General features: G+C 69.2%; 9 protein-coding genes. 2 read left to right on the forward strand and 7 right to left on the reverse strand.

Going from position 1 to position 7,525, the window contains the following annotated elements; genetic code table 11:
* The 4 genes from N1028_RS11685 to N1028_RS11700 form a co-directional block, all read right to left on the reverse strand.
* Nucleotides 1–1,029, reverse strand: a complete 1,029-nt coding sequence (locus tag N1028_RS11685; RefSeq protein WP_259529074.1) for a methionine synthase — start codon at nucleotides 1,027–1,029, stop codon at nucleotides 1–3.
* Nucleotides 1,026–2,012 (reverse strand): putative oxygenase MesX, encoded by a 987-nt coding sequence (locus tag N1028_RS11690; protein ID WP_259529076.1) that lies wholly within the window; start codon nucleotides 2,010–2,012, stop codon nucleotides 1,026–1,028. Before N1028_RS11690 ends, N1028_RS11685 begins: the two co-directional genes overlap by 4 nt.
* Nucleotides 2,013–2,289: 277 nt before the next feature.
* Complete coding sequence (locus tag N1028_RS11695) at nucleotides 2,290–2,571, reverse strand: winged helix-turn-helix transcriptional regulator (RefSeq protein ID WP_259529078.1); 282 nt, start codon at nucleotides 2,569–2,571, stop codon at nucleotides 2,290–2,292.
* Entirely contained in the window at nucleotides 2,568–2,972 is a 405-nt protein-coding gene (locus N1028_RS11700) for a VOC family protein (protein ID WP_259529080.1), read from the reverse strand. The genes N1028_RS11695 and N1028_RS11700 overlap by 4 nt, the downstream gene beginning before the upstream one ends.
* A 124-nt stretch (nucleotides 2,973–3,096) precedes the next feature.
* Here N1028_RS11700 and N1028_RS11705 point away from each other — a divergent pair, with 124 nt between their 5' ends.
* Both N1028_RS11705 and N1028_RS11710 read left to right on the forward strand, forming a co-directional pair.
* Nucleotides 3,097–4,740 (forward strand): MFS transporter, encoded by a 1,644-nt coding sequence (locus N1028_RS11705; protein ID WP_259529082.1) that lies wholly within the window; start codon nucleotides 3,097–3,099, stop codon nucleotides 4,738–4,740.
* Nucleotides 4,731–4,955 (forward strand): hypothetical protein, encoded by a 225-nt coding sequence (locus N1028_RS11710; RefSeq protein ID WP_259529084.1) that lies wholly within the window; start codon nucleotides 4,731–4,733, stop codon nucleotides 4,953–4,955. Before N1028_RS11705 ends, N1028_RS11710 begins: the two co-directional genes overlap by 10 nt.
* A gap of 200 nt (nucleotides 4,956–5,155) precedes the next feature.
* Here N1028_RS11710 and N1028_RS11715 read toward each other — a convergent pair whose 3' ends face one another.
* The 3 genes from N1028_RS11715 to N1028_RS11725 all read right to left on the reverse strand — a co-directional run.
* Nucleotides 5,156–6,433 (reverse strand): MFS transporter, encoded by a 1,278-nt coding sequence (locus N1028_RS11715; RefSeq protein WP_259529085.1) that lies wholly within the window; start codon nucleotides 6,431–6,433, stop codon nucleotides 5,156–5,158.
* 50 nt (nucleotides 6,434–6,483) lie between these two features.
* A complete protein-coding gene (locus N1028_RS11720) occupies nucleotides 6,484–6,954 on the reverse strand; it encodes a hypothetical protein (protein WP_259529087.1) in 471 nt (156 codons plus the stop codon).
* A 94-nt stretch (nucleotides 6,955–7,048) separates the two neighbouring features.
* Nucleotides 7,049–7,525, reverse strand: a 477-nt coding sequence (locus N1028_RS11725; protein ID WP_259529091.1) for a cell wall-binding repeat-containing protein, incomplete at its 5' end; no start/stop codon positions are given.

Genomic DNA, 7,525 nt, shown 5'->3' on the forward strand with positions numbered 1-7,525 from the left:
CTACGCCTGAAGCTCCGCGCGCAGGAGGGCCGCTCCCGCTCCCAGTGCCGCGAGCTTGCCGCGGGCAACGCTGCGGGGCAGGGGGGCCATGCCGCAGTTGGTGGAGGGGTAGAGGTTCTCAGGGTCGACGAACTGGAGGGCCTGGCGCAGGGTGTCGGCCACCTGCGCCGGGGTCTCGATGTCGGTGGTGGCCACGTCGATGGCTCCCACCATGACCTTCTTGCCGCGGATGAGCTCGATCAGGTCGATGGGCACGTGGGAGTTCTGGCTCTCGAGGGAGACGATGTCGATGTCGGACGCCTGGAGCTTGGGGAAGATCTCCTCGTACTGGCGCCACTCGGCCCCGAGGGTCTCCTTCCAGTCGGTGTTGGCCTTGATGCCGTAGCCGTAGCAGACGTGCACCGCCGTCTCACACGTGAGGCCCTCGATCGCTTTCTCCAGCGCGGCCACACCCCAGTCGTTCACCTCGTCGAAGAAGACGTTGAAGGCGGGCTCGTCGAACTGGATGATGTCGACCCCCGCATCCTGAAGCTCCTTGGCCTCCTGGTTGAGGATGGTCGCGAACTCCCACGCCAGCTTCTCGCGGCTGCCGTAGTGGGCGTCGTAGAGGGTGTCGACCATCGTCATGGGGCCGGGCAGCGCCCACTTGATGGGCTGGTCGGTCTGCGAGCGGAGGAAGCGGGCGTCGTCGACGAAGACCGGCCTCTCACGCGTGACCGCACCCACGACCGTGGGCACCGAGGCGTCGTAGCGATCCCGGATGCGGACCGTCTCGCGCTTCTCGAAGTCCACACCGCTGAGATGCTCGATGAAGGTGGTGACGAAGTGCTGGCGGGTCTGCTCGCCGTCGCTCACGATGTCGATGCCCGCCTGCTGCTGATCCGTCAGCGACAGTCGCAGGGCATCGTGCCGGCCCTCCGCCAGCACGTCGCCGTCGAGCTTCCATGGCGACCAGAGCTTCTCGGGCTCCGCGAGCCAGGAGGGCTTGGGCAGGCTGCCGGCGGTGGAGGTGGGGAGCAGCTTGGTCATGAACGTTCTCCTTGCAGTGCGAGATCCTGTGCCGCGAAGGCCGTCGACCACTGTTCGAGGGCCGTCTTGTGCGGGGTGATGAAGTGCTCCTCGGCGAACGCGCCCTGCTCTCGCGCGAGCCGGCTGCGTTCTTCGCGGTCGTAGGCGATCGGGAGGGGCGTGAAGTCCGGGTTCGTGAGGCTCGGCTGGTAGGACTCCCCCGCCGTCTCGTTCGCGTTGTAGATCTCAGGTCGGTAGATCTTCTGGAACGTCTCCATCGTGCTGATGAGGGCCGCCAGCTCGAGGTCGCTGTAGTCGGCGAGCAGATCGCCGAGGTGGTAGAAGGCGAGAGGGGCAACGCTGTTCGGCGGCATGAAGAAGCGCACGCCGAGGCCCATCTTGGCGAAGTAGGCATCCGTCTGCGAGTACTCGCTCTGGCGGTACTCGACACCCAGCACCGGATGCTCGTTCTCGGTGCGCCGGTAGGTCTTGCTGGTCGAGACGCTCAGGCAGATGACGGGCGGCTTGTCGAAGTGCTGTGCGTAGGCATCCGAGGCCAGGAAGGCCTTGAAGAGGTTGCCGTGCAGGTCTCCGAAGTCGGCGGGCCGGCCGGCGGGGAGGACGATGCTGAAGTCGTAGTCGCGCACGTAGGAGGAGAAGTTGTTGCCGACGATGCCCGGGGTGCGCTCGCCGGAGCGGCTGTCGACGATGGTGGTCTGCAGCACTTCGATGATCGGGACGGCGTCGCGGAGGCCCTCGCCGTCGATGTCGACGCTCACCGAGATGATGTCGAGCTCGAGCGAGTATCGCGCTCCGTCTTCGCTGCCGTCTCGGGCCAGGTCGTTGAAGCGGCCGTCGATCATGGCGAAGGTGTTGCGGAGGTTCTCCTGGCGCTTCTCGCCGCGGGCGAGGTTGGCGAAGTTCGTGGTGATGCGGGAGTTGGCGAGGGGGCGGTAGTCCTCGTCGAAACGGGTGCTGTCGAGGGAGAAGGTCAGGTTCGTCATCGACAGAATCCTCCCCGGGCTCGGGCGGGGCCTCCGCCGACGATGGGGGTGTTCGTGATGGTGACCATGGCGGTGCTCCTCGATTCTGGAAGCCACGACGGCGCGACTCCACGGACTGGGGGTGTCGCAGGCGTGTCCTGGTGGGGACGCGAGGCTTCGTTGTGCGCACTGCTCCACCAGGCTAGGGCAGGGTGGCGGGATCTGCGGGGCGGATGACCTCCCGTTACGGGGTGTGTTGGGTGGGTGGCGGAGCTCGTCCGTGAACGAGGCAGGACCATCACGTCTGGTCGGCGCCCCAGCGCTCGAGCGCCGCGATGGCGTCGCGGAGGGCCAGGCCGCGGGGCGTGAGGGCGTAGGCGCGGGTGTTGTGGTGGAGGGGCAGGCGGGTGAGGACGCCCGCCGCCTCGAGCTCGCGCAGGCGGGTGGCGAGGATGTTCGTGGGCACTCCGAGGTCGCGCTGGAGGTCGCCGTAGCGCTGCGGCCCGTCGATCAGGCGCCCCACGATGAGCAGGGCCCACCGCGCCCCGACGATCTCGAGAGCTGCGGCGAGATCGCTCACGCGGCCGGATCGACGTCCGGCTTCATCCAGAACGGTGAGTAGTGGTAGCCGTCGGGGTCGTCGAACTGGCGCTGGTACATGAAGGTGTAGTCGTCGGTGTCGCCGATCCGCCCGCCCGCCGCGCCTGCGCGCTCGACGAGCTCGTCGACGGCCTCGCGGCTGCCGAGATCGAACGAGACCGTGACCTTCGAGGGGGTGTCGGGCCCGCCGATCAACGCCTCGGTGGCGCCGACGCTCGCGTACATCTCGCGGCTGCCGAGCATGACGTACTGCTCGGGCGCGATCGAGAAGCACGACACGTTGTGATCGGACATCTCGGCGTTGAGGGTCCAGCCGAGGGCGGTGTAGAAGGCGGTCGCGCGGTCGACGCTCTCGACCGGGCAGGTGATGAAGAGGCTCATAGCTCAACACTTGCAAAATGCAAGTACGGCGTCAAGGGCGGTTTCAGGCTGGTACCGTCTCGATCGCGCGAAAAGTAGCTAAGCTGGTTAGCGATCTAGTTAACGTGAGCGAAGGGAAACTGCGATGTCGTCGAGAACACGGTGGCTCGGCCTCGTCTTCACCAGCATCGCGGTGGCACTGATCATCGTCGACTCGACGATCGTCAACGTCGCGATCCCGTCGATCATCGACGACCTCGGCATCTCGTCGACCCAGGTGCAGTGGGTGCAGGAGTCATACACGCTCGTGTTCGCCGCGCTGCTGCTCGTGTTCGGAACGCTCGCCGACCGCTTCGGGCGGCGCCGCATGCTCATCCTGGGCGTCACGATCTTCGCGGGTGCGAGCGTACTCGCCGCCATCGCCCCCACGGGCGACCTGCTCATCGCCGCCCGGGTGGTGCAGGGCGTAGGCGGAGCGATGGTCCTGCCGACCACGCTCTCGATCATCAATGCCACCTTCCGCGGCCGCGAGCGCGCGATCGCTTTCGCCGTGTGGGGGTCGACCATCGGCGGCATGACCGCGGTCGGACCCCTGCTCGGCGGGTGGCTCACGACCTACTTCTCGTGGCGCTGGGCGTTCGGCATCAACATCCCGCTCGGGATCGTGATCATCGTGGGCGTGCTCGTCTTCGTGCGCGAGTCGCGCGAGTCGACGGCGGGCGATGCGACGCAGCGGATCGATGTCGTGGGCGCCGTCCTCTCCGTCGTCACGAGCGCCGCCCTCGTCTTCGGGCTCATCCAGGGGCGCACCTACGGCTGGTGGTTGACCGAGACGGCACCCACGATCGGCGGGTGGACGTGGCCGTTCGCCCTCTCCCCCGTCCCCGTGGCCTTCGCCGTCACGATCGTCGCGGGCGTCGGGTTCGTGCTCTGGGGGCGGCACCGAATGCGACGAGGCCGGAGCACGATGCTCGCGTTCGACCTCTTCCGCATCCCGAGCTTCCGCAACGGCAACCTGGCCGCCATGATCGTGTCGCTCGGCGAGTTCGGCATCATCCTGTCGCTGCCGCTGTGGCTGCAGAACGTGCTGGGGTTCGACGCCCTGCAGACGGGGCTCATCCTCGTGGCACTGGCCGTGGGGTCGTTCGTCGCCTCCGGATTCGCCGGCGCGTTCGGCAACCGGATCCCCGCCGTGGCGATCGTGCGGGTGGGACTCGCCGCCGAGATCGTGGGCGTCGCGGGGCTCGGTTTCGTGATCGGGCCCTCCACCGAATGGTGGGTGCTCATCCCGCTCCTCTTCGTCTACGGGTTCGGCGTGGGACTCGCGACCGCTCAGCTCACGGGTGTCGTGCTGAAGGATGTTCCCGTGGAACAGAGCGGGCAGGGCTCCGGCACGCAGAGCACCGCGCGGCAGATCGGCTCGGCGCTCGGCATCGCCGTGCTCGGGACCGTGCTGTTCACGTCGACGGCGGTGCAGTTCGACTCCCTGCTCGCCGAGAGCGGAGTCGCAGACGACACCCGGTCGCAGCTCGTGTCGCAAGTCGTCGACAGTTCGGGGGCGGCGATCATGGGACTCGAAGAGGATCCGTCGATGAGCGGAGTGGTGGCGGATGCGAAGACCGCCTTCTCGGACGGCACGCGTCTCGCCGCATTCTCGGCGGCAGGCTTCCTCGCCGTGGGCTTCGCCGCGACCCTCTCGCTCGGGGGGACCCCGACCCGCAAGCGCTCCGCGGATAGAGTGCAGTCGTTCCCTACGACAGATCGCGAGAGCGACATCGATTGCGACTGATCGTTCCTGAGGCCGCCGCCACGGAGATCGAGAGCGCCGACGAGGCCCGCGAACTCTCCCGCCACTACAATGCCCTCGCGGCCACCAAGGCCAGAGCAGCGGTGCTCGAGCTCCGAGCGGGCGGACTCACCCTCGACGACATCGGCGCCGTCCTCCACATCTCGAAGCAGCGCGCTGGCCAGCTCCTCAAAGAAGCCACCCGAGCAGCAGCCTAAGCCCCGACCACTCAGCACCCGACTGTACCGGCCGGCGCGGGATGGGTGATCCGGTCGAGGCGCTGGCTCGGGTCTGGCGGGCGTCCGCGAAGCGGATGCGGGATCGCGCCTCGACCGGATCATCCATCCCGCGCCGGCCACCCCGAGCGGCGTCGACCGTCTCGAGCGAGGCCGGCAGCGGCCCGCAGCAGCAGTCCCCGTCAGGCCCGGAAGGCAGCCGGCCGCGGCTTGATCGACACGAGCAGGATCGCGCCCAGGAGCGCCGAGGCTCCTCCCACGAGGAACGCCGTCTGCACCCCGATCCCGTCGACGAGGAGTCCGCCGACGACGGCGCCGAGCGCGATCGCGAGTTGGAAGGTGGCCGACTGGAGCCCGCCGACGCTCTCGAGGCGGGTGGGCTCGACCCGAGCCAGCCACGTCGTGAGCGTCGTGGGCACGGCTCCGAAGCCGAGGCCCCACAGAGCCACGGCGACCACGATGCCCGCCGTGGTGGAACCCGCCAGCGCGAAGGTCAGCATCGCGGCCGCGATCGCGACGGGGAAGACGAGCACCGCCACGCGCATCCGCTTGTCGGCGAGGGGGCCCGCCACGAGGTTGCCCGCGAAGACCGCTGCTCCGTAGACCACGAGCAGCACGGCGAGCTGCGACGCGTCGAGGCCGCCGATGTCGGTGGCTGCCGGGCGGATGTAGGTGAAGCCCGTGAAGTGGCCGGCCGCGATGAGCGCTGTGGCGACGAGACCGATCAGGATGAGGCGCGAGCGCAGGGTGGCGAGCAGCGGGCGGAATCCGGTGGCGGTGATGGAGCGCACCGACGGGAGCACGAGCGCTTGAACAACGACCGCGACCACGCCGACCCCGGCCGCGAGCACGAAGACGGCGCGCCAGCCCCACAGCTCCCCCAGCCAGGTGCCCAGTGGGATGGCGGCGACGGTGGCGAGCGACACCCCCATGTTGACCACGGTGAGGCCGCGACCCAGACGGTCGGCGGGGACGAGGCGGGCGGTGATCGAGATCGCGAGCGCCCAGAAGCCTCCGAGCGAGATGCCGAGGAGCACGCGGGCGGCGAGGAGCACCGGGTAGTTGGGGGCGAGGGCCACGAGCACGTCGGAGACCACGGCGAGCGCGGAGAGTCCGAGCATGAGATGACGGCGGTCGACCCGGGGCAGCAGCACGGGGATGGTGAGTCCGGCGACGGCGGCGACGATGGCCGTGATGCTCACCGACTGTCCGGCGACTCCCTCGGTGACGCCGAGGTCGGAGGCGACGCGGGTGAGGAGGCTCGCGGGGAGGAACTCGGCCATCACGATGGCGAAGACGCCGAGGCCCAGCGACACGACGCCGAGCCACGAGGCGCGCTCGGGGCCGTCGGGGTTCGTGCTCGTGCGGGCGCCCGCAGCCGTGGGCGCCTTCGGCCCGGACGGGGACGGAAGGGTGATGGCTGCGGTCGCGCCGGTCGCGGCGAACTCGTTCGAGGTCATGCCGGAGTACAACGAGCCTCGCGCCACATCCTTCCCGATTGCTCGTCGCCTCACGAGGCAGGAGGAAGAGCGGCCTCCGCCTTCGTGCGCGAACGGTGGTCGGCCCGGGCCGCGAACCACCAGCGCGACGGCACCAGCCAGAGCAGCCCCACCGCGGCCACCACGATGATCGACCCCACCGGCACCTGCGACGTCGCCACGGCCAGCGCTCCCACCACGACGGCCATGGCCGCGAGCAGGATGCGCGACCACGCCCGGCCCCGGATGCCCGCGGCGATCGCCTCGACGAAGCCCGCCGTGCAGGCCAGCCAGACGAGCACGATGACGAGGGCCGCGGCGTAGTCGGGCACGACGAGCGCGAAGACGGCGAGGATCGTGGCCGCGGCGGCCAACGGCAGCATCGCCACGACGGCCCCGAGGCCGGCGACGAGCAGGCCCACCACGATCGTCCACGGCGTGAGCGGCCGCACCGGGCCACCCGCCGCCGCAACCGCCCCTGCCCCTGCCCCCTGAAGATCCATGCCTAAGATCCAACCACGGCTGTGCCGAACCGTCACTTTCCACGAGAAACCCCTCGGGGTCGTGTGGAAAGTGACGGTTCGGCAGGGGGAATCGCTAGGGGGTGCAGGCCACCAGGTCCTGCACGCCCGCCGAAAGGGACGCGGTTCCACCGAGCAGGGTGACCTTCGTGGCCCCCAGCTCCTCGATCTGCGCCAGCGTCGCCGCCGGGACGCAGTCCGTCTTGACCGTGAACAGCGGCGCGTCGAGACGGGGGCCGAAGGCCGAGCCCGCGAGGGCGTCGGAGAACTTCAGACCGGTCGCGAGCAGCACGTGATCCGCGGTGTCGAAGAAGTGATCGTTGATGCTGCGAGACGCCTCATACCGGTCGGCACCACCCAAACGGACGGTGTCGGTGATCGCGGCCGCATCCGTCTGGATGCCCGCCGAGACCGATGCCGGCCCGCCGGCGATCGCGATGCTCTTCACATCGAGCTCGGCCAGCAGCTTCTTCGTCGCCGCATCCAGCGCCGACGCCGTGCCCTTCACCAGGATCACCGGACCCTCACCATCGATCGCCGCACCCGCCGACAG

This window comes from Herbiconiux oxytropis, assembly GCF_024979315.1.
Lineage (GTDB): Bacteria > Actinomycetota > Actinomycetes > Actinomycetales > Microbacteriaceae > Herbiconiux > Herbiconiux oxytropis.

Bases quoted from the DNA above. Each gene is read 5' to 3' on its own strand.
- N1028_RS11685 (WP_259529074.1), bottom strand. From the start codon at position 1,029: ATGACCAAGCTGCTCCCCACCTCCACCGCCGGCAGCCTGCCCAAGCCC.
- N1028_RS11690 (WP_259529076.1), bottom strand. From the start codon at position 2,012: ATGACGAACCTGACCTTCTCCCTCGACAGCACCCGTTTCGACGAGGAC.
- N1028_RS11700 (WP_259529080.1), bottom strand. From the start codon at position 2,972: ATGAGCCTCTTCATCACCTGCCCGGTCGAGAGCGTCGACCGCGCGACC.
- N1028_RS11705 (WP_259529082.1), top strand. From the start codon at position 3,097: ATGTCGTCGAGAACACGGTGGCTCGGCCTCGTCTTCACCAGCATCGCG.
- N1028_RS11715 (WP_259529085.1), bottom strand. From the start codon at position 6,433: ATGACCTCGAACGAGTTCGCCGCGACCGGCGCGACCGCAGCCATCACC.
- N1028_RS11720 (WP_259529087.1), bottom strand. From the start codon at position 6,954: ATGGATCTTCAGGGGGCAGGGGCAGGGGCGGTTGCGGCGGCGGGTGGC.